Genomic DNA, 20,428 nt, shown 5'->3' on the forward strand with positions numbered 1-20,428 from the left:
ATGCAGCCAGAGGGAGGACAGCCGGGTGGTCGAGGCTTTCATGCTGATCCAGACCGAGGTGGGCCGCGCTGAAGTCGTCGCCAAACAGCTCGCGGGCCTGCCCGGTGTGGTGTCGGCCGAATACGTCACCGGTCCTTACGACGTGGTGGTGCGCATCGGCGCGCAAAACCTCGACGAACTGCAGGCCAGCGTGGTTCCCAGCGTCCAGCATGTCGCCGGCATCACCCGCACTCTGACCTGCCCGATCGCCGACGGGCCGCGCCCATAGAGTTTGGGGTGTGGACGACGCCGAAACCCGTGACGGACCCCCGAAGGCCCTGATCATCGCGGCGCTCGCCGTGGCCGTCGCCGCTATCGGCTCGATCCTGGTCTTCGCGGCCCTTCGGCAGGCCCCCGCGACGGAAAAGCCCGTTGCGATCGTCTCGGTGCCCGCCCCGCAGGCCGACAGCGCGGACTGCCGGGCGCTGATCGACAACCTGCCTGAACGGCTCGGCAACTATCAGCGCGCCTCCGCAGCCGACCCCGCGCCACCGGCGGCCGCGGCGTGGCGTGCGACTCCGGACGGTGAGGCCGTGATTCTGCGGTGTGGTTTGGACCGGCCGGCGGAGTTCGTGCTCGGCAGCCCCCTGCAGGTGGTCGACGACGTGTCGTGGTTTGAGATCGCCGACCAAGGACGCAGCACGTGGTTCGCTGTCGACCGCCCGGTCTACGTCGCATTGACGTTGCCAGCGGACTCCGGCCCGACACCGATTCAGGAGATCTCGCGGAGCATCGCGAAGTCGTTGCCCGCCAAGCCAGTTGATCCCGGACCGGTGCGCTGATCCTCAGCGCCCTAGCGTAGGCCGGTGCCGCGCTTGAGTGCGGTTTCGACCATGGTGGCCAGAAGCGTCGGATAGTCGACACCGCTGGCCGCCCACATCCTCGGGAACATCGAGATGGTGGTGAATCCCGGCATCGTGTTGATCTCGTTGATGATCGGACCATCGTCGGTCAGGAAGAAGTCGACACGGGCAAGGCCCTGGCAGTCGATGGCCTGAAACGCCTGAATCGCCAACTGGCGCACCTCATCTGCGATGCTGTCGTCGACCTTGGCCGGCACGTCAAGCTCCGCCGCGTCTTCGAGGTACTTCGTCGCGAAGTCGTAGAACGAGTCCTCGCGACCGCGAACACCCGCCACCCGGATCTCACCGACGGTGCTGGCTTCGACGCGGCCGTCGGGGAATTCCAGTACCCCGCACTCCAATTCACGTCCGACGATCGCGGCCTCGACGATCACCTTGGGATCGTGGCGCCGGGCCAGCTCGATCGCCGCGGGCAGCTGATCCCACGCCGTCACGCGGCTCACCCCGATCGACGATCCACCGCGCGCGGGCTTCACGAACACCGGCAGCCCGAGGCGTTCGCGCTCCTCGAGATCCAGCGTGTCCTGCCGGGGCCGAAGTACGACCTGGTCGCCGATCGGCAGACCTTCCGCGGCCAACAGCTTCTTGGTGAACTCCTTGTCCATGCCGGACGCGCTGGCCAGCACACCGGCGCCGACATACGGCACACCCGCCAGCTCGAGCAGGCCCTGGATCGTGCCGTCTTCGCCATACGGGCCGTGCAGCACGGGAAAAACCACGTCGACGGCTTCGAGCACCTCCGGAGCGCCGCGGCCAACCGATAGCAGCTCACCGCGCCGTCCGGGATCGGCGGCGAGGGCCAGCTCCCGGCCCGTTGACCCGGTGACCTGCGGCAACTGACCGTCGGCGATGGCTAGGGTGTCGGGCTCGGCATCGGTGAGCATCCACGCACCCTCGGGGGTGATGCCCACAGCGACCACCTCGAAGCGCTCCGGATCGAGGTTGCGCAGGATGCTTCCTGCGGAAACACAGGAGATTGCATGCTCATTGCTGCGGCCGCCATAGACGACGGCGACGCGAATACGCCGGGTCGCGTTGGGCACATTGCTGGCAGTCACAACCTAGAGAGGCTACCGTCCAGCCCGATCGCAGGTCGCCCAATATCCTGACCTGCGGTTTTAGGATAATGCCTGCTCGAAATCGCTGATCAGGTCGTCGGTGTCCTCGATGCCCAGCGAGATACGGGCGAAGCCGTCGCCGACCGGATCGTTCCAGCGCCCGCGACGGTCCACCGAGGTGTGGATGCCCCCGAAGCTCGTCGAGGAGACCACCAGCGCGCTGCGCTCCACGAGTGCGTGCACCGCCTGTGCGTCCTCCAGCTCGATCGCGACCAGCCCACCGAACCGCTTCATCTGCAACGCCGCGACTGGGTGCGACGGGTCGTCGGGCAGCCCGGGATAGCGGACCGACCGCACCGCCGGATGCGTTTCCAACATCACCGCGAGCGCCTGCGCGTTGTGGCATTGCCGCTCGAAACGCAGACCCGCGCTGCCGAGGCTACGCAGCACCAGCCACGCCTCGAACGGTCCGAGGATCGGTCCGGCGAGCAGACGCTCCTTTTCCACCGCGGCCATCAGCTCGGGGTGGCTGCCCGCGACGTATCCCGCGATCAGGTCGCTGTGCCCCGACAACGATTTCGTCGCGCTGGCGACAACGAGATCGGCGCCGAGCGACAGCGGCTGCTGGCCGAGCGGCGTTGCGGTGGTGTTGTCGACGACGAGGGTCGAACCCCGACGACGGCAATCCATCGCCAACCGGTGCAGGTCGACGACATCGAGTCCGGGATTGGCCGGCGTCTCCGCAAGCACCACGTCGGCATCCGACGCCGAACACATCTCGGCGCACGAGGCCTCAACCACCGTGATCCCAAGTGGCGCAAGGTGTTCCGTGGCATAGCGGCGAACTTGGTTATAGCCGTCGGCAGGCACCACGAGTTTGGCGCCGGGCTTGGCGAGCACACGCAACACCGCCGTGATGGCGGCCATTCCGGAGCCGAACGTCAATGCTGCCGCGGCGCCTTCGAGTTCGGCGAGCGCCGACTCCAGCTGTCGCCAAGTCGGATTCGAGTAACGCCCGTACTTGTCGAGCGACTCCGAATCCTCGGCTGGCAGATAAAAGGTCGAAGCGAGTACCGGCGGTGACACGACCGGGTTGCCCGGAACAGCTGCTGAGCCAACTGCTTTGACGCTGCGAGTGGAATCGCCGTACAGGCCGTCCATTGCCCTACTCCGGTTTGGTACTGCGTCCGAGCAAGAGCGTAACCGCCTCGTAGACCGATGCGCCCTTGTGGCAGACCCGATTCACGGCGTCGGTAAGTGGCATCTCGACGTCGTAGCTGTCCGCCAGCGCCAAGATGGACTGGCATGACGCCACGCCCTCCGCGACGTGCCCGTCAGCGGCGCGCATCGCCGACTCCATGGTGCCGCCCTTGCCCAGCCGCTCACCGAATGAACGGTTCCGGGAGTGCCGCGACGTACACGTCGCGATGAGATCACCGACGCCCGCAAGACCCGCCAGCGTTGCCGGCTTGGCGCCCAACGCGATTCCGAGTCGCATGATCTCGGCGAGCCCGCGGGTGATGATCGCCGCCGCCGTGTTCTCCCCCAGCCCCACACCCGCGGCCATCCCCGACGCCAGCGCGATCACGTTCTTACATGCGCCACCGACTTCGGCGCCGATGACGTCAGCGTTGGTGTAAGGACGGAAGTATCCGGTCGAGAACGCGCGCTGCAGCGCCACCGCCCGCCCGGAGTCAGTGCATGCGACAACCGTCGCCGCCGGTTGTTCGTCGGCGATCTCGCTGGCGAGGTTCGGCCCGGAGATCACCGCGACGCGCGACGGGTCGGCCCCGGTGACTTGCACGATCACCTGGCTCATCCGCATCAACGTGTCCAGTTCGATGCCCTTGGCCAGGCTCACCAGTGTGGTGTCCCCACCGATGAGAGGAGCCCACTGCACGAGGTTGGTGCGCAACGACTGAGCGGGCACGGCAAGCAGCACGGTGCAGGCGCCGGTCAGCGCTTCGGCCGGGTCACTGGTCGCGCGGATGGTCTCCGGCAGTTCGGCGTCATCGAGATAGAAGGGGTTGCGATGGGTTTTGTTGATCTCGTCGGCCAACTCGGGCCGACGGGCCCACAACCTCACATCATTGCCGGCGTCAGCCAGGACCTTGGCGAGTGCCGTTCCCCAAGCTCCGGCCCCCAGCACCGCCGCGTCGACCACGCCTTCACCCTAGCGCGGTACGGCCTGCTGGCAGGATGGCGCTCATGGTCGGGTCAGCGGAAGCCGATATCGGGCTGGTGATCGCGGTCAAACGGCTGGCTGCCGCCAAGACCCGGCTGGCGCCGGTTTTCTCCGCGGCCACTCGCGAAGGCGTCGTGCTGGCGATGCTGATCGATACCATCACCGCAGCCGCGGCCGTGCCTACGGTGCAGTCGATCACCGTCGTGACCCCCGACGATGTCGCCGGCGACGCCGCCAGGCAGCTCGGCGCGCGGGTGCTTCCCGACCCGACGCCGCAGGGTCATCGGAACCCGCTGAACAACGCCATCGCCGCCGCGGAGGAAGCGGTGCGCACCGAAACCTCGAACATCGTTGTGCTGCAGGGCGATCTGCCTGCGCTGCAAACGCAGGAACTGACCGAGGCGATCGCGGCCGCCCGCACCTACCCTCGCAGCTATGTCGGTGACCGGCACGGCACAGGGACATCGGCCTTGATTGCCTTCGGCGTCGAACTGGATCCGCAGTTCGGCCAGGATTCGGCCGAGCGCCATCGCCATTCGGGCGCCATCGAGCTGACCGGCGCCTGGCCTGGGCTGCGCTGTGACATCGACACTCCCGACGACCTGCTGGTGGCGCGTCGACTCGGCGTCGGCGCGACAACCGCGCAGGCCATCGCTGGTGCCAAGTAACAGTTCGCTCATCGCGGTGGCAGGGCCACTACTCAATAGGGAATCATTTGAGGCATGACGGACGCCGATACTGAGATCCTTGCCCGCGATTCCGGGTCGACGGCCGAAACCGCGCAGCCGGCGCGACCCGGTGCGCCGCAGTCCGGAGACTCAGCGCCTGAAGCGCCACCCGCCGCGACATCGCGAGCGGTCGACAACGCGCTGCCGGAAGATCGTTACCTCAATCGGGAGCTCAGCTGGCTCGACTTCAACGCCCGGGTCCTCGCGCTCGCTGCCGACCCATCGCTGCCCTTGCTGGAGCGCGCGAAGTTCCTCGCGATCTTCGCGTCGAACCTCGACGAGTTCTACATGGTCCGCGTGGCGGGACTGAAAAGGCGCGACGAGATGGGCCTGTCGGTGCGGTCTGCCGACGGATTGTCGCCGCGCGAGCAACTGCGTCGCATCAACGAGCGGACACAACAGATCTCAAGCCGGCACGCACACGTATTCCTCGATGCGGTGCGGCCTGCGCTCGCCGACGAAGGCATCGTCATCGTCACGTGGGCCGAACTCGACGAGGACGAGCGCTCACGGTTGTCGACGTACTTCCACGAGCAGGTGTTCCCGGTACTCACGCCGTTGGCTGTCGACCCGGCCCACCCGTTCCCGTTCGTGAGCGGCCTGAGCCTGAACCTCGCCGTCACCGTGCGGCAACCCGAAGACGGCGGGCAGCACTTCGCCCGAATCAAAGTGCCCGACAACGTCGACCGCTTCGTCGAACTGGCGCGACGTGAAGGCTCGTCCGATGTCGTGCGGTTCCTTCCGATGGAGGAATTGATCGCGGCATTCCTGCCAGTGCTGTTCCCCGGTCTGGACATCGTCGAGCATCACGCATTCCGCATCACCCGCAACGCGGACTTCGAGGTGGAAGAAGACCGCGACGAAGATCTATTGCAAGCACTGGAACGAGAATTGGCACGGCGGCGCTTCGGTTCGCCGGTGCGCCTCGAGGTGTCCGACGACATGACCGAGAGCATGCTCGAGTTGCTTCAGCGCGAACTCGACGTGGACAGCGGCGACGTCATCGAGGTGCCCGGCCTACTCGACCTTTCATCGCTGTGGCAGATCTACGGTCAGGACCGTCCCGCGCTCAAGGACCGTCCATTCGTGCCAGCGACGCCACCAGCGTTCGGTGAGCGAGAGACCCCCAAGAGCATCTTCTCGACGTTGCGTGACGGCGACGTGCTGGTGCACCACCCCTACGATTCGTTTTCCACCACGGTGCAACGGTTCATCGAGCAGGCGGCCGCGGATCCCAACGTGTTGGCCATCAAGCAGACGCTGTACCGGACATCGGGTGATTCGCCGATCGTCAACGCACTCATCGATGCCGCCGCGGCGGGTAAACAGGTTGTCGCGCTAGTGGAGATCAAGGCGCGATTCGACGAACAGGCCAACATCAAGTGGGCCCGCGCTCTGGAACGCGCGGGCGTGCATGTGGTCTATGGACTCGTCGGGTTGAAGACCCACTGCAAGACCTGCCTCGTGGTGCGCCGCGAAGGATCGACGATTCGCCGCTACTGCCATATCGGCACCGGCAACTACAACAGCAAGACCGCGCGCCTCTATGAGGATGTCGGTCTGCTGACGGCCGCACCCGACATCGGCGCGGACCTCACCGATCTGTTCAACTCGCTGACGGGCTACTCGCGTAAAGACTCGTACCGCAACCTGTTGGTCGCGCCGCACGGTGTCCGCAAGGGCATCATCGAACGGATTGAACGCGAGATCGCGGCAAAGCAGTCCGGTGCTGACGCCGGCATTCGGCTGAAAGCCAACGCATTGGTCGACGAGCAGGTGATCGATGCGCTGTATCGGGCATCGCAGGCTGGTGTCCGCGTCGAGGTCGTGGTCCGCGGCATTTGCGCATTGCGTCCTGGCGTGAACGGATACTCCGAAAACATTTCCGTGCGCTCGATTCTGGGCCGCTTCCTCGAGCACTCGCGGATTATTCACTTCCGCGCCATCGACGAGTTCTGGATCGGAAGCGCCGACATGATGCATCGTAATCTCGATCGACGAGTCGAGGTCATGGCTCAGGTCAAGGATCCGAGACTGGCTTCCCAGTTGAACGACGTCTTCGATTCCGCCCTTGACCCTGCCACCCGATGCTGGGAGTTGGACATGGACGGCAAGTGGACGGCGTCGCCGCACGAGGGGCAGACGGTCCGCGACCATCAGGTGTCGTTGATGGAAAGTCGCCGCCACCCTTGAAGTCCGTCGGCTATGAGCTCTCCAGGCCCCGAATGACCAGCAGGAGTTGACGTGCCGAGGGACAATCCACCCCGCACGGTTCCGGCGGGCAAGGCAGTTTTCGCCGCGGGCGCGGTGCTGTGGCGACCGGGTGACGATGACGCCTCGCCAGAGGTCGCAATCATTCACCGTCCCCGGTACGACGACTGGTCACTTCCCAAAGGGAAAGTCGACCCCGGCGAAACAGAACCCGTGACTGCTGTGCGCGAGGTGGCGGAGGAGACCGGCTACGCGGCACATCTCGGTCGGCGGCTGGCCGCGGTGAGCTATCCCGTCGACGAGAACATCAAGAAAGTGCGGTACTGGACAGCACGCACTATAGGGGGCGAGTTCAGCCCGAACTCCGAAGTCGACGATCTCAAATGGCTTCCCATATCCGAGGCCGTCAAGGCGGTGGGCTATCCGCACGACCGAAAGGTCCTACGCCGCTTCAAGAAGCTGCCGGCCGACACGAAGACTGTGCTGATCGTCCGGCACGGCACCGCGGGCAGCAAGTCCCGATACAAGGGCGACGACCGGCACCGTCCGCTGGACAAGCACGGGCGCGCTCAAGCGGAGTCTCTTGTCGGACAGTTGTTGTCCTTCGGGGCCGAAACGCTGTTCGCGGCCGACCGGACTCGCTGCGAACAGACGATCGCACCGCTGGCCGAAGAACTCGGTGTCGATATCAGCAGCGAGCCACTCCTGACCGAGGAAGCCTATTCGGAGAATCGGAAGGCCTCCCGGAACCGATTCTTGGAAATCGCCACATCCGAGGGCACCCCCGTGATCTGCACTCAGGGCAAGGTGATTCCGGATCTCATCTCGTGGTGGTGTGCGCGCGACAGCGTCCGCCCGGACAAGTCGCGCAACCGCAAGGGCAGTACGTGGGTCCTGTCGTTGTTCGACGGACGCCTGATCGCCGCCGATCACATCGGCAGTCCGCTCGCCATCAAAAAATAAGCGCTGCAGTCGGCGGCCAGCTAGCAGGCCTGACTTTCATTCAAAACACAAACACGCCGTGGGTCGGGATGACCCACGGCGTGTTCGATGCTGAACCTACCTGCGGCCCTTCTTGGCCGGGGCACGCTTCACTGCCTTCTTGGCGGCGGTGCGCTTCACTGCCTTCTTGGCGGCGGTGCGCTTCACTGCCTTCTTGGCGGCGGTGCGCTTCACTGCCTTCTTGGCTGCTGATTTCTTCACAGCCTTCTTGGCGGCGGTGCGCTTCACTGCCTTCTTGGCGGCGGTGCGCTTCACTGCCTTCTTGACGGCTGCTTTCTTCACAGCCTTCTTGGCGGCGGTGCGCTTCACAGCCTTCTTGACGGCTGCCTTCTTCACAGCCTTCTTGACGGCTGCACGCTTCACAGCCTTGCGGGCGCCGCCCGCAGTCACGCCACGCTTCACTGCTGGTCCTTCCGCCGGGAGGCGCTGCGCGCCAGAGACAACCGCTTTGAACTGAGCACCGGGCCGGAATGCCGGCACGGACGTTGGCTTAACTTTCACGGTCTCGCCGGTGCGCGGGTTGCGCGCAACACGAGCGGCGCGACGACGCTGTTCGAAAACGCCGAAGCCGGTAATTGTGACGCTGTCACCCTTATGAACCGCACGCACGATGGTGTCTACGACATTCTCCACCGCTTCTGTTGCCGACCGACGATCCGAGCCCATTTTCTCCGTCAGTGCGTCGATGAGCTCTGCTTTGTTCATGCAAAACCTCCGAAAACCAGTAGCCCACTTTGGGCCGACTAGAGGACACGGTAAACCCAATGGCCACTGATTTCCAAGAGCCACGCGCAATTTCACGAGAATCTAGCGAACTTTCTTGCCCCCCTTGGGCTCCTGCCGGGGCCCCCGATAACCGGGTTCAGGGGTGATGATTTCGGCTCAGAAAGCCATTTCGTCACGCCGGCAAGGTACGCGGCTTCCAGCTCGGCCGACGCGTTTCATACGAATCGATTTCATCGCATTTGCGCAGCGTAATGCCTATATCGTCGAGTCCTTCGAGGAGCCGCCAGGCGGTGTAATCGTCAATGTTGAACGGCACCATGACCGTTCCCGCGACGATGTTCCGATCTTGAAGATTCACAGTAATTTCCATGCCGGGATGCTCCTCGATGAGCTTCCACAACAGTTCGACATCATCTTGCGCGACTTCGGCGGCCAAGAGGCCCGCCTTGCCCGCGTTGCCCCGAAAAATATCGGCGAAGCGAGATGAGATGACGACTCTGAAGCCGTAGTCCATGAGTGCCCACACGGCATGTTCGCGCGACGAACCGGTGCCGAAATCGGGACCCGCCACCAACACCGACCCTTTGTCGAACGGCGACATGTTCAGGATGAAAGACGCATCGGATCGCCATGCTGCGAACAAGCCATCCTCGAAACCTGTTCGGGTTACCCGCTTCAAATACACGGCGGGGATTATTTGGTCGGTATCGACATTGGACCGGCGAAGCGGAACGCCGATACCGGTATGAGTGCGGAATGGTTCCATCACAGGCTCCTATGAATGAGTCAGATCAGCGGGCGAGGACAACGTGCCGCGCACAGCAGTGGCCGCAGCGACCGCGGGCGACACCAGATGAGTGCGGCCGCCCTTGCCCTGCCGTCCTTCGAAATTTCGGTTCGATGTCGATGCGCAGCGCTGCCCCGGGGACAGTTGATCTGGATTCATTCCAAGACACATCGAGCAGCCGGCCTGCCGCCACTCGGCGCCTGCAGCGGTGAAGATCTCACCGAGGCCCTCTGATTCAGCCTGCGCGCGCACCCGCATCGAGCCGGGTACGACGAGCATCCGCACACCGTCGGCGACCTTACGTCCGCGGAGCACATCGGCGACTACGCGCAAATCCTCGATGCGCCCGTTCGTGCACGAGCCGACGAAGACTGTGTCGACGGCGATGTCACGCATCGCCGTTCCGGCCCGAAGATCCATGTACGCCAACGCCTTTTCAGCGGCTTGACGCTCACCCTCATCGAATATCAGCTCAGGATCCGGTACCGACGCTGACAGCGGAACCCCCTGCCCGGGATTGGTCCCCCACGTAACGAACGGGCTCAGCGTGGCCGCGTCGATGTAGACCTCGGTGTCGAACTCAGCGCCGTCGTCGGTGCGCAGCTGACTCCACGCCGCCACTGCGGCATCCCAGTCGGCCCCCTGCGGCGCGTGCGGGCGACCACGCAAGAACTCGAAAGTTGTCTCGTCGGGCGCGACCATGCCGGCCCGCGCCCCGGCCTCGATGCTCATATTGCAAACCGTCATACGCCCTTCCATCGACAGCGATTCGATGGCGCTGCCGCGGTATTCGATGACGTATCCCTGTCCTCCGCCGGTGCCGATCTTTGCGATCACCGCGAGGATGATGTCTTTCGCGCTCACGCCCGCGGGCAGCTGTCCGTCGACGTTGACCGCCATCGTCTTGAACGGCCGCAGCGGAAGCGTCTGCGTTGCGAGCACGTGCTCGACCTCGGAGGTGCCGATGCCCATCGCCAGCGCACCGAACGCGCCGTGCGTAGACGTGTGGCTGTCGCCGCACACCACCGTCGTACCCGGCTGGGTCAAACCCAACTGCGGCCCGATGATGTGCACGATGCCTTGTTCGGCGTCACCCATCGGGTGCAATCGGATGCCGAACTCTTCACAGTTGCGGCGCAGCGTCTCGACCTGAGTGCGCGAGACCGGGTCGGCGATCGGCTTGTCGATGTCGACCGTCGGCACGTTGTGGTCTTCGGTGGCGATTGTCAGATCGGGTCTGCGAACCGGACGACCGTTGAGCCGGAGGCCGTCGAACGCCTGTGGACTGGTGACCTCGTGCACGAGGTGCAGGTCGATGTAGATGAGGTCGGGTTCGCGGGCCGCGCCGTCCCCCGAACCTTTCGCGACGACGTGGTCATCCCACACTTTTTCGGCGAGCGTGCGTGGCTTTTCTTGGGCTGCCATCTTGACTTTCTCACATTCTGGGACGCTAGTATCTCCCTGTGAGACAGGATAGCGGTATCGGCGTGCTGGACAAAGCGGTGGGCGTGCTGCATGCGATCGCCGATTCGCCGTGCGGACTTGCGGAGCTGTGCGAGCGCACCGGGCTGCCCCGCGCGACTGCGCATCGCTTGGCCGCCGGCCTGGTAGTGCACCGGCTGTTGACCCGCAACGGCGACGGCCAATGGCGGCTCGGGCCTGCGCTTACCGAATTGGCGGGGCAGGTCAACGATCCCCTGCTGGCCGCCGGCGCCGTGGTGCTGCCGCGCCTGCGTGAAATCACCGGGGAAAGCGTGCAGATCTATCGCCGCGAAGGGACCGCGCGCATTTGTATCGCAGCTCTGGAACCACCTGCCGGGCTTCGCGATACCGTCCCTGTCGGCGCGAGGCTTCCGATGACGGCCGGCTCTGGCGCCAAGGTGCTGTTGGCCTACGCTGACGCCGCCACGCAGCAGGCTGTGCTGACCACGGCGAAATTCACCGACCGCACGCTCGCCGAGATACGCAAACGTGGCTGGGCGCAGAGCGCCGCGGAACGCGAGCCAGGGGTGGCGAGTGTGTCGGCACCGGTGCGCGATGCCAACGGCGCGGTGATCGCCGCCGTATCGGTATCGGGACCGATCGATCGGATGGGGCGTCGCCCCGGAGCAAGATGGGCCGCCGATCTGTTAGCTGCCGCCGATGCGCTCACGCGCCGGCTGTAAAACTGACCTTGGCCTCAAGACTCAATCGCCTCGGCATGAGAGCAAGCTCTCTGCGCTCGGCTCACTCGCTTGTACCCCCGATGGGATTCGAACCCACGCTACCGCCGTGAGAGGGCGGCGTCCTAGGCCGCTAGACGACGGGGGCCAGAACTATTTCCGGACAGCCAGCATAGCCCAGCGGATTATGCGGACCTAATCAGCTCGAGACCGATGCTCTTCGCGAACTGCTCATCGCGAAATGGCTGGGGTACCAGGACTCGAACCTAGAATGGCTGAACCAGAATCAGCTGTGTTGCCAATTACACCATACCCCATTGGCTGCCTGTAACCGCAGGTCACAGGCCTTTTTCGACCCAACTAAGCAATCGGCGGCACCGCCGCGCGTTGTTTCGGGCCGACGTGCAGACTACCAAAGATTCGCGGCCACTTTTCTCACGCCTGCGCTGCGACGGCGGCGGCATGTTCGCGGCCCGCTCGTAGTCGCTGCAGGCTGCGCTCTCGACCCAGCAGCTCGAGTGATTCGAACAGCGGCGGGCTGACTGACGCGCCCGTGACGGCGACTCGAAGCGGGCCGAACGCCTTGCGCGGCTTGAGCTCCAAATTCTCGAGCAGCGCAACCTTCAGCGCGTTTTCGATCGCCGCGGTGGTCCACTCCCCGACTTCCTCGAGCGCGACAAGGGCGGCGTCCAGGACCGCAACGGCGTCGGCCTTGAGTTCTTTCGCCGCGGACTTCTCGTCAAGCGCGAACTCCGCGTCGTTGAGGAACTTCAACAGGTCCCATGCGTCGCCGAGCACGACGATGCGTGTCTGCACGAGCTTCGCCGCCTCCGCGAACTGGGCCTCGTCGAGCCTCGTGTCGTGACCGTGGACCGCGAAATACGCCGCCAGCCGAGCGGTGAAATCGTCCTCGCTCAAGATCCGGATGTGTTCGGCGTTGAGTGCGTCCGCCTTTTTCTGATCGAACCGGGCCGGATTGGAGTTGACGTCGACGACGTCGAACGCAGCCACCATCTCGTCGAGGCTGAATACGTCATGATCCTCGGCGATACCCCAGCCCAGCAGCGCCAGGTAGTTCAGCAGCCCCTCCGGTATGAAGCCACGCTCGCGGTGGATGAAGAGGTTCGACTGTGGATCGCGCTTGGACAGCTTCTTGTTGCCATCTCCGAGAACACTTGGCAGGTGGGCGAACTCGGGCACCCGGTCGGCAACACCGATGCGAATCAGCGCTTGGTACAGCGCAATCTGGCGCGGTGTACTCGGAAGCAGATCCTCGCCGCGCAGGACATGCGTGATCTTCATCAGCGCGTCATCGACCGGATTGACCAAGGTGTACAACGGATCTCCGCTGGCGCGGGTCAGGGCGAAATCGGGAACGATACCCGCCGCGAATGTGGTTTCCCCTCGGACGAGGTCATTCCAGGTGATGTCCTCTGCGGGCATCCGTAACCGAAGCACCGGCCTGCGTCCTTCGCCGAGGAACGCGGCGCGCTGCGCGTCGGTGAGTTCGCGGTCGTAATTGTCGTAGCCGAGTTTGGGGTTTCGGCCCGCCGCGACGTGACGGGCTTCGACTTCCTCAGCAGTCGAAAATGCCTCGTAGGCATCACCGGATTCCTGCAACCGGGCCAGCACATCGCGGTAGATTTCGCCGCGTTCCGACTGCCGGTACGGCGCATACGGACCGCCGATATCGGGGCCCTCGTCATAGTCGAGGCCAAGCCAGCTCAACGCATCCAGCAGCGCCAGATAGCTTTCCTCACTGTCCCGTTCGGCATCGGTGTCCTCCAGCCGGAACACGAACGACCCGCCGCAATGACGTGCGTAGGCCCAGTTGAACAGCGCAGTACGGATGAGGCCGACGTGTGGTGTGCCGGTTGGCGACGGGCAGAACCGAACTCGCATGTCGCTCGTCATGACTTTCCTTTGCGCACAACTGGATTCGACAAGGATCCGATGCCTTCGATGGACACCGTGACGGTGTCGCCGTCCTCGATCGGGCCGACACCGTCCGGTGTCCCGGTCAAGATGATGTCGCCGGGCAGCAGTGTCATCACCGCTGAGATCCATTCCACAATTGCGCCGACGTCGTGGATCATCAGCGACGTCCGGCTGTCCTGTTTGGCCTCGCCGTTGACTTCGGTGCGCAACGCCAGATCGGATGGATCGAGATCGGTGACGATCCACGGTCCGATCGGACAGAACGTGTCATGCCCTTTTGCCCGGGTCCACTGCCCGTCCTTCTTCTGCTGATCACGCGCCGACACGTCGTTGGCGATCGTGTACCCCAAGATGTTCTCCGCGGCGCGCGCGGCCGGAACGTCCTTGCAGGGTCGGCCGATGACGACGCCGAGTTCGCCCTCGAAATGCACCGGGTCGGCGTCAACGGGCAGCTGAATGGGCACATGCGGGCCGACGATTGCGGTGTTGGGCTTCATGAACATCACCGGGTCGGGGAAATCTCCCCCACCCATTTCCGCTATGTGCGCCGCGTAGTTCTTTCCAATGCACACCACCTTGCTGGCCAGGATCGGCGCAAGCAGTCGCACATCGGCCAGCGGCCACTCCCGTCCCGTGAAGGTCGGCGTACCGAAGGGGTGCTCGGCGATCTCTTTGGCGACTGCCTGGGTCGGGTCGTCGGGAGATCCGTCGATGCTGACAAAGGCGACCCCGTCGGGGCTGGCGATACGTCCAAGGCGCATGCCGTCAGCCTAGTGGCCGCGGTCCTCGGCGCTGCGCCCACTCCCGACGCTTCAGCGTCTCAAATAGTGAGATCTGAGTTCAGATATATGAGACACCCGTGTAACCATGAAGCCATGCCCGCCGACTCGATCAGCACCGCGCGATGCTGGTCGATGCTCGTCATTGCGCTGACCGCGACGACGAGTGCCAACGTGTTCATCAACGGCGCGGCATTTCTCATACCGGCCCTGCAGCGCGAGCGCGGGCTCGACCTTGCCTCCGCGGGCTTGTTGTCGTCGCTGCCCGGTTTCGGTTTGGTGCTCACGCTCATCGCGTGGGGCTACATCGTCGATCGGATCGGCGAACGCATCGTGTTGAGCCTCGGTTCGGTGCTCATCGCCGCAGCGGCGTTCGCTGCCGCATCCGTGGACTCTTTGTTCGCGATGGGCGCGTTCCTGTTCGTCGGCGGAATGGCGGCTGCGAGCAGCAATTCGGCCAGCGGCCGATTGGTGGTCGGGTGGTTTCCACCGGATCGACGCGGGTTGGTCATGGGCATCCGCCAAACCGCGACGCCGCTTGGGGTTGGTCTGGGCGCCTTGGTGATTCCGCGGGTCGCCGACTCTTACAGCATCTCCGTTGCGCTGTGGTTCCCGGCGATCGTGTGCGCGCTTTCCGCGGTCATATGCGCGTTGTTCGTGATCGATCCGCCGCGTCCGCCACGCTCCGAGGCCCCGCCCGAGCACCTGACGAACCCCTATCGGGCGTCGTCGGTGTTGACCCGGATACACGCTGTCTCCGTACTGCTGGTGGTACCTCAAGCGGTGCTGTGGACATTCGCACTGGTGTGGTTGATGACCGACCGTGGGTGGTCGGCAGCGTCAGCGGGCGCGCTCGTCACGGTGGCGCAGGTGCTTGGCGCAGGTGGTCGAATCGCCGCCGGCCGTTGGTCTGATGTGACGGGTTCGCGGCTGAGGCCGATCCGCACCATCGCGCTGGCGGCCGCCGCCGCGATGGGCCTGTTGGCGTTGACCGACTGGCTCAGTTCACCAGTCAGTGTCGCCATCATGGTTATCGCGTCGGTGATCACCGTGTCGGACAACGGGTTGGCATTCACCGCCATTGCCGAGATCGCCGGACCGTTCTGGAGTGGACGGGCATTGGGTATGCAGAACACCAGCCAGCTCTTCGCCTCCGCCGCTTCGGCCCCGCTGTTCGGCGCTTTGATCGGTGTCATTGGCTATCCCGTGGCGTTCGCCGCGTGCGCGGTTCTGCCGCTGCTGGCTGTGCCCATGGTCCCGGTCGAACCAGCAGCGGACTGAACTCACTCGCGCTGCGAGCTGCGCGGCAGCATGACCAATGCGGCCACCAAGAAGCACAACGCGCCGATGAAGGTACCCACGTTGGCCAGCAGGGCATCTGCGGTGACGCCGGTTTCGCTGACGAACGCGCCGAGTGCGGACACCGCGAAGGCGACGCAGCCGATCATGTTGATCCACTCCCCCTGCCAGTCACGCGATTTCAGCTGGATGACGCCGACGATCGCCGTCACCGCGATCACGCCGAGGACACCGCTGATCAGAAACGCGAGAGACCCCAACGCGTCCGGTGCCCACACGAGGCGGCGCTCCGGTTTGACCGCGTGGGCCCACAGGGCGGAACCGGTACTGATGTTGAACAGGATTGTTCCGACGAACTGAGTTGCCGCAGAAAGCCATCCGATCCCCTTTGTGGGACCGGACAACACCAGCTGCATCCAGCCTGCAGTAGTGAAGAACCAGGAGCCAACGAAGCACAACAGGTTGGCGAGACCGGCACCGGCGACTGCGGACAGCCCCGGAATCGTCGCGATCGCGAACAGCGACGAGCCGACGGCGAACAGCCAGCACTGCCGACTGAGGGTCGCAACGCGACTAGAGATTTGACGCGATCCGATCACCGATCTCGGTGGTGGACCGCTTCTCGTCGCCGCGCGTGGCCAAATGCTGCTCGACGGCCTTGTCGACGCGGGCGGCCGCATTGAGTTCACCGGCGTGCGAGAGCAACAACGCTACCGACATGATCGCCGCGGTGGGATCGGCGATGCCCTGCCCCGCGATGTCGGGCGCACTGCCGTGGACCGGTTCGAACATCGACGGGTTCGTGCGCGTCGCATCGATGTTGCCGCTCGCCGCCAGTCCGATGCCGCCACACACCGCGGCGGCCAGGTCGGTGACGATGTCGCCGAACAGGTTGTCGGTGACGATGACGTCGAACCGGCCTGGATCGGTGACGAGGTGAATGGTGGCGGAGTCGACGTGCTGATACGCGACCTCGACGTCGGGGTACTCGGCGCCGATCTCTTGCACAGTGCGCCACCAGAGTGCGCCTGCATAGGTAAGGACATTGTTCTTGTGCACCAAGGTCAGCTGCTTGCGTCGCTTCGCAGCGCGACCGAACGCGTCGTGCACAACCCGTCGCACACCGAACGCGGTGTTGACGCTGACCTCGGTGGCGATTTCGTGAGGAGTGCCCACCCGGATCGCGCCCCCGGTACCCGTGTACGGGCCCTCGGTGCCTTCGCGGACCACGACGAAATCGATCTCCGGGTTTCCGGCCAGCGGACTGCTGACCCCCGGATAGAGCCTGGCGGGACGCAGGTTGATGTGGTGGTCGAGTTCGAACCGGATTCTCAGCAGCAGACCGCGTTCCAGTAGACCGCTGGGAACCGACGGATCGCCGATCGCGCCGAGCAGAATCGCGTCGTGCGCGCGGAGCTCGTCGAGGACCGATTCGGGCAGCACCTCACCGGTGGCGTGGTACCGCCGCGCGCCGAGGTCGTAGTTGGTCTTCTCCACTCCGGGCACGACGGCGTCGAGCACCTTGACCGCCTCGTCGACGACCTCCGGGCCGATGCCATCGCCTGCGATGACCGCCAGTTTCACGTCAGATCCACCACTTCCAGCAGCTTGGCGCCGACGGCCGCGCTGATCGCGGCGCGGACATCCTCCGGCACATCACGGTCGATGCGCAGCAGGATCGTCGCGCCCGGCCCCTCGGCATCCTCGCTGAGTTGGGCGGCATGGATGTTGATGTCGGCCGTGCCCAGCAACGTGCCGATCTTGCCGAGCGTGCCGGGCTGGTCGATGTAGTTGACGATCAGGTAGACGCCCTCGGCGCGCAGATCGAAGTTGCGACCGTTGATCTGCACGATCTTCTCGACCAGTTGCGGACCTGACAGTGCACCGGACACGTTGGCAACCGAACCGTCTGAGTAAACCGCGCGGACGTCGACGACGCTGCGGTGGTTCGGGCTCTCCGTGGCGGTGCTGATGTCGGCCTCGACACCGCGCTCGGCGGCGAGGGCCGGCGCGTTGACGAACGTCACCGGATCCTCGATGACGGCGCTGAACAACCCGCGCAGCGCTGAAAGGCGCAGAATGTCAACATCTTCGGCGGCGAGCTCGCCACATACGTGGACCGACACCGACACCGGGAATTCGTCGGACAGCACCCCGACGAGCAGGCCCAGCTTGCGGACCAGATCCAGCCACGGCGCGACCTCCTCGCCGACGACACCGCCGCCGACGTTCACCGCGTCGGGCACGAACTCGCCAGCCAGCGCGAGCTTCACGCTTTCGGCGACGTCGGTACCCGCCCGGTCTTGCGCCTCTGCGGTCGACGCGCCCAGGTGTGGCGTCACCACCACCTGGGCCAGTTCGAAAAGCGGGCTGTCCGTGCACGGTTCGGTGGAGAACACGTCAAGGCCTGCACCGCGCACATGGCCGCTGTTGATCGCGTCCGCGAGCGCGGCCTCATCGATCAGGCCGCCACGTGCCGCATTCACGATGATCACCCCGGGCTTGGTCCTGGCCAGCGCGTCCTTGTCGATCAGGCCTGCTGTCTCCTTCGTCTTGGGCAGGTGCACCGAGATGAAGTCGGCGCGGCCCAACAACTCGTCGAGGCTGAGTAGCTCGATACCCAGCTGGGCTGCGCGTGCCGCGGATACATACGGGTCGTACGCCACGACGTGCGTGCCGAACGCGGCCAGCCGCTGAGCGACCAACTGGCCGATTCGCCCGAGACCAACGACGCCGACGGTCTTGCCGAAGATCTCGGTGCCGGAGAACGAAGAGCGTTTCCAGGTGTGCTCGCGCAGTGTCGCGTCGGCGGCAGGGATCTGGCGCGCCGCCGACAGCATGAGCGCCAGTGCGTGCTCGGCCGCGCTGTGGATATTGGAGGTCGGCGCATTGACCACGAGGACGCCGCGGGCGGTGGCCGCGTCGACGTCGACGTTGTCGAGACCGACGCCGGCGCGGGCGACGATCTTGAGTTTCGAGGCCGCGGCAAGCACCTCGGCGTCGACCGTGGTCGCCGAGCGCACCAGGAGCGCGTCGGCTTCGGGCACCGCGGCCAGTAACTTCTCTCGGTCCGGACCGTCGACCCACCGCACTTCCACTTGGTCACCCAGTGCGGCCACGGTCGACTCCGCCAGCTTGTCTGCGATCAATACAACGGGCAGGCTCACGCGGTCAGCCTAATGGGCTGTAATTGAGCGGTGGACGTCACCGTGGTCGGCAGTGGACCCAATGGCTTGGCCGCCGCCGTAATCTGCGCGCGCGCCGGTCTGTCGGTGCAGGTGTTCGAGGCACAGCCGACGCTGGGCGGCGGTGCGCGGACCCTGGCCGATCCCGAGTACACCGGCATAGCCCACGACATCTGCTCGGCCGTGCACCCGCTCGCCCTCGCATCGCCATTCCTGGCCGCATTCGATCTGCCCTCCCGCGGGGTGGACTTGAAGGTGCCCGCCGTCTCGTACGCCAACCCCCTCCCCGGTAGGCCGACGGCGATCGGGTATCACGATCTCGACCGCACCTGCGCGGAGCTGCTCGACGGAGATTCGTGGCGGCGGCTACTCGGCCCACTCACCGGCCGCGATGACGGTGTCGTCGACTTTCTCCTCGGAGACAAACGTTCGATCCCGCGCGATCCGATTGCCGCGGCCTTCATAGCGCGCAACATGCTCGAGCAGGGCACGCCGCTGTGGGGCAGGCTCGCGGGTCCAGACGCGCGGGCGTTGTTCACCGGCGTTGCCGCGCATGCCATCAACCGGATGCCGTCCTTCGTCACCACCGGGGCGGGCCTGATGCTGGCCACCCTCGCGCACACCGTCGGCTGGCCCATCCCGGTCGGCGGCAGTCAGGCCATCCCCGACGCCCTGATCGCCGACCTGCGCGCGCACGGCGGCGTCATCAGGGCGGGCGAAGAGGTCACCCAACCGCCGGGCGGCGTAGTGCTATTCGACACCGCCCCCACGGCGCTGCTGTCGATCTACCGGCACACTATCCCCACGCGATATGCAAAAGCTCTGCAGCGCTACAGGTTTGGCCCGGGGGTGGCCAAGGTGGATTTCGTGCTGTCCGACGAAATTCCATGGGCGGACCGGCGTGCGGCGGAAGCGCCGACTCTGCACATGGGTGGCAGCCGGGAGCAGATGGCGCTCGCGGAAAAGGAGATCGCGGCCGGCAGGCATCCGGACTGGCCGATGGTGCTCGCTTCGCTGCCCCACCTCGCCGACCCGAGCCGTATCGATGCGCAGGGACGCAGACCGCTGTGGACGTATGCGCATGTGCCGCATGGTTCGCCCGTCGACCAGGCCGAAGCGATCACCGGGATCTTCGAGCGGTTCGCACCCGGATTCCGCGACATCGTCGTCGCAGTGCGATCGGTACCGGCGTCACGATTGGCCGAGCACAACGCCAACCTCGTCGGCGGTGACATCGGCGTGGGCGGCAACACCCTGCTGCATGCGCTGGCCGGACCGACGCCGCGGGTGAACCCGTGGACGACACCGATTCCGAAGGTCTACCTGTGCTCGTCGGCAACTCCCCCCGGCGGCGGCGTGCACGGCATGGCCGGCTTGTATGCAGCTCGCACGATGCTGCGTCGCGAATTCGGCATCAAGTCCTTGCCGCAACTCTCGCCATAGCCTGTTTTGTCGGGAATCGCCGG

At 65.1% G+C, this 20,428-nt stretch carries 19 protein-coding genes and 2 tRNA genes; 8 read left to right on the forward strand and 13 right to left on the reverse strand.

The window, feature by feature from the left end; all coding sequences use genetic code 11:
• Nucleotides 1–25 precede the first annotated feature (25 nt).
• Together ACIA48_RS07680 and ACIA48_RS07685 are read left to right on the forward strand one after the other, a co-directional pair.
• Complete coding sequence (locus ACIA48_RS07680; protein ID WP_396729358.1) at nucleotides 26–268, forward strand: Lrp/AsnC ligand binding domain-containing protein; 243 nt, start codon at nucleotides 26–28, stop codon at nucleotides 266–268.
• A gap of 10 nt (nucleotides 269–278) precedes the next feature.
• Nucleotides 279–821: a DUF3515 domain-containing protein gene (locus tag ACIA48_RS07685; protein ID WP_396729361.1), complete on the forward strand. Its 543-nt coding sequence runs from the start codon at nucleotides 279–281 to the stop codon at nucleotides 819–821.
• 11 nt (nucleotides 822–832) lie between these two features.
• Here ACIA48_RS07685 and ACIA48_RS07690 read toward each other — a convergent pair whose 3' ends face one another.
• The 3 genes from ACIA48_RS07690 to ACIA48_RS07700 form a co-directional block, all read right to left on the reverse strand.
• Nucleotides 833–1,945, reverse strand: coding sequence for a D-alanine--D-alanine ligase family protein (locus ACIA48_RS07690; RefSeq protein ID WP_396730693.1), 1,113 nt, complete (start codon nucleotides 1,943–1,945; stop codon nucleotides 833–835).
• A 75-nt stretch (nucleotides 1,946–2,020) separates the two neighbouring features.
• Entirely contained in the window at nucleotides 2,021–3,121 is a 1,101-nt protein-coding gene (locus ACIA48_RS07695) for a cystathionine gamma-lyase (RefSeq protein ID WP_396729364.1), read from the reverse strand.
• A 4-nt stretch (nucleotides 3,122–3,125) separates the two neighbouring features.
• Nucleotides 3,126–4,124, reverse strand: a complete 999-nt coding sequence (locus ACIA48_RS07700; RefSeq protein ID WP_396729366.1) for an NAD(P)H-dependent glycerol-3-phosphate dehydrogenase — start codon at nucleotides 4,122–4,124, stop codon at nucleotides 3,126–3,128.
• A 44-nt stretch (nucleotides 4,125–4,168) separates the two neighbouring features.
• Between ACIA48_RS07700 and cofC the strand changes: the two genes are divergently transcribed.
• Genes cofC through ACIA48_RS07715 form a run of 3 tightly spaced genes read left to right on the forward strand, consistent with a single transcriptional unit; the run spans nucleotide 4,169 to nucleotide 8,047 of the window.
• Nucleotides 4,169–4,813, forward strand: coding sequence for a 2-phospho-L-lactate guanylyltransferase (gene cofC / locus ACIA48_RS07705; protein WP_396729369.1), 645 nt, complete (start codon nucleotides 4,169–4,171; stop codon nucleotides 4,811–4,813).
• A gap of 54 nt (nucleotides 4,814–4,867) precedes the next feature.
• On the forward strand, nucleotides 4,868–7,066 hold the full coding sequence (locus tag ACIA48_RS07710) for an RNA degradosome polyphosphate kinase (protein WP_396729371.1): 2,199 nt from the start codon (nucleotides 4,868–4,870) through the stop codon (nucleotides 7,064–7,066).
• Between the two features lie 51 nt (nucleotides 7,067–7,117).
• On the forward strand, nucleotides 7,118–8,047 hold the full coding sequence (locus ACIA48_RS07715; protein WP_396729374.1) for an NUDIX domain-containing protein: 930 nt from the start codon (nucleotides 7,118–7,120) through the stop codon (nucleotides 8,045–8,047).
• Between the two features lie 96 nt (nucleotides 8,048–8,143).
• On the opposite strand, the gene ACIA48_RS07720 is transcribed toward ACIA48_RS07715, so the two are convergent.
• The 3 genes from ACIA48_RS07720 to leuC form a co-directional block, all read right to left on the reverse strand.
• Nucleotides 8,144–8,791, reverse strand: a complete 648-nt coding sequence (locus ACIA48_RS07720; protein WP_396729376.1) for an HU family DNA-binding protein — start codon at nucleotides 8,789–8,791, stop codon at nucleotides 8,144–8,146.
• A 193-nt stretch (nucleotides 8,792–8,984) separates the two neighbouring features.
• Nucleotides 8,985–9,578, reverse strand: coding sequence for a 3-isopropylmalate dehydratase small subunit (gene leuD, locus ACIA48_RS07725; protein WP_396729378.1), 594 nt, complete (start codon nucleotides 9,576–9,578; stop codon nucleotides 8,985–8,987).
• Between the two features lie 9 nt (nucleotides 9,579–9,587).
• On the reverse strand, nucleotides 9,588–11,024 hold the full coding sequence (gene leuC, locus ACIA48_RS07730; protein WP_396729380.1) for a 3-isopropylmalate dehydratase large subunit: 1,437 nt from the start codon (nucleotides 11,022–11,024) through the stop codon (nucleotides 9,588–9,590).
• 38 nt (nucleotides 11,025–11,062) lie between these two features.
• On the opposite strand from leuC, the gene ACIA48_RS07735 reads away from it, so the two are divergent.
• A complete protein-coding gene (locus tag ACIA48_RS07735; protein WP_396729382.1) occupies nucleotides 11,063–11,764 on the forward strand; it encodes an IclR family transcriptional regulator in 702 nt (233 codons plus the stop codon).
• 72 nt (nucleotides 11,765–11,836) lie between these two features.
• Here ACIA48_RS07735 and ACIA48_RS07740 read toward each other — a convergent pair.
• The 4 genes from ACIA48_RS07740 to ACIA48_RS07755 form a co-directional block, all read right to left on the reverse strand.
• Nucleotides 11,837–11,909 (reverse strand) — tRNA-Glu (locus ACIA48_RS07740).
• A 94-nt stretch (nucleotides 11,910–12,003) separates the two neighbouring features.
• Nucleotides 12,004–12,078, reverse strand: a tRNA-Gln gene (locus ACIA48_RS07745).
• Between the two features lie 118 nt (nucleotides 12,079–12,196).
• A complete protein-coding gene (gltX, locus tag ACIA48_RS07750; protein WP_396729384.1) occupies nucleotides 12,197–13,675 on the reverse strand; it encodes a glutamate--tRNA ligase in 1,479 nt (492 codons plus the stop codon).
• Complete coding sequence (locus tag ACIA48_RS07755) at nucleotides 13,672–14,460, reverse strand: fumarylacetoacetate hydrolase family protein (protein ID WP_396729386.1); 789 nt, start codon at nucleotides 14,458–14,460, stop codon at nucleotides 13,672–13,674. Before ACIA48_RS07755 ends, gltX begins: the two co-directional genes overlap by 4 nt.
• A gap of 114 nt (nucleotides 14,461–14,574) precedes the next feature.
• On the opposite strand from ACIA48_RS07755, the gene ACIA48_RS07760 reads away from it, so the two are divergent.
• Entirely contained in the window at nucleotides 14,575–15,759 is a 1,185-nt protein-coding gene (locus ACIA48_RS07760; protein ID WP_396729388.1) for an MFS transporter, read from the forward strand.
• Nucleotides 15,760–15,761: 2 nt separating this feature from the next.
• Here ACIA48_RS07760 and ACIA48_RS07765 read toward each other — a convergent pair whose 3' ends face one another.
• Genes ACIA48_RS07765 through serA form a run of 3 tightly spaced genes read right to left on the reverse strand, consistent with a single transcriptional unit; the run spans nucleotide 15,762 to nucleotide 18,944 of the window.
• Nucleotides 15,762–16,376, reverse strand: coding sequence for a hypothetical protein (locus ACIA48_RS07765; RefSeq protein WP_396729391.1), 615 nt, complete (start codon nucleotides 16,374–16,376; stop codon nucleotides 15,762–15,764).
• Nucleotides 16,351–17,361: a 3-isopropylmalate dehydrogenase gene (locus ACIA48_RS07770; RefSeq protein WP_396729393.1), complete on the reverse strand. Its 1,011-nt coding sequence runs from the start codon at nucleotides 17,359–17,361 to the stop codon at nucleotides 16,351–16,353. The genes ACIA48_RS07765 and ACIA48_RS07770 overlap by 26 nt, the downstream gene beginning before the upstream one ends.
• The gene (serA, locus tag ACIA48_RS07775; protein WP_396729396.1) at nucleotides 17,358–18,944 is read right to left on the reverse strand and encodes a phosphoglycerate dehydrogenase; all 1,587 of its coding nucleotides are present in this window, start codon (nucleotides 18,942–18,944) and stop codon (nucleotides 17,358–17,360) included. The genes ACIA48_RS07770 and serA overlap by 4 nt, the downstream gene beginning before the upstream one ends.
• Nucleotides 18,945–18,974: 30 nt before the next feature.
• On the opposite strand from serA, the gene ACIA48_RS07780 reads away from it, so the two are divergent.
• Complete coding sequence (locus ACIA48_RS07780; RefSeq protein ID WP_396729398.1) at nucleotides 18,975–20,405, forward strand: phytoene desaturase family protein; 1,431 nt, start codon at nucleotides 18,975–18,977, stop codon at nucleotides 20,403–20,405.
• The last annotated feature ends 23 nt before the right edge of the window (nucleotides 20,406–20,428 follow it).

This window comes from Mycobacterium sp. NPDC051804 (assembly GCF_044452905.1).
Classification (GTDB): domain Bacteria; phylum Actinomycetota; class Actinomycetes; order Mycobacteriales; family Mycobacteriaceae; genus Mycobacterium.